Source organism: Sinomicrobium pectinilyticum (assembly GCF_003725735.1).
GTDB lineage: Bacteria > Bacteroidota > Bacteroidia > Flavobacteriales > Flavobacteriaceae > Sinomicrobium > Sinomicrobium pectinilyticum.
Genome location: NZ_RJTM01000004.1, coordinates 1 through 554, shown reverse-complemented (window position 1 = coordinate 554; position 554 = coordinate 1). Strand labels below are relative to the sequence as shown.

The 554-nt window shown below is 50.5% G+C and carries 1 protein-coding gene; it reads right to left on the bottom strand.

The annotated features are described in order from the left end of the window. A partial coding sequence (locus ED312_RS23645; RefSeq protein WP_317125653.1) for an Ig-like domain-containing protein occupies positions 1-554 on the bottom strand: 554 nt, incomplete at both ends.

Here is a 554-nt window from a genome sequence, read left to right as displayed (position 1 = left end):
GCGTATAGCTTGTACCGGTGACCTCTTCCCTGTTCACCAGCTCTGTTCCCCCGGGACTTGTACCCACAGACAAATAGTATCCTTCGGCGTCAGAAACGGGCTCCCAGGTGATCTCTGCTGTGAGTAACACCCCTGTAGAACCGTCTGCCGGGCCGGTTATGTCCGTACATTCCGGCGCAGTTTCAGGAATACGGATCGTGAAATCAAATTCGGGGCAATCTTCGGCCGTTCCGTAAGAATTGTATGGTGTGATCCGGATATAGTACGTTGTGTTGGCTTCGAAATCAGCTTCCGGACTGTAGGTAGTTCCGCTTTGTTGATATTGATCCAGAACATCACTCTCTCCCGGGCTGGTACCGATGGAAATATAGTAACCTTCCGCATCCGGGACGGCTTCCCAGGTGATATCCGTGTTCAGGGGAACATTTTCCTGATTATTTACGGGACTGATAATTCCTGTACAAACAGGTACTTCCCCCACGGTTTCTGTCGTAAAACTGATCTCTCCACAGTCTTCTCCTTCTCCGGTTCCGTTAAAAGGTATCACGCTGACG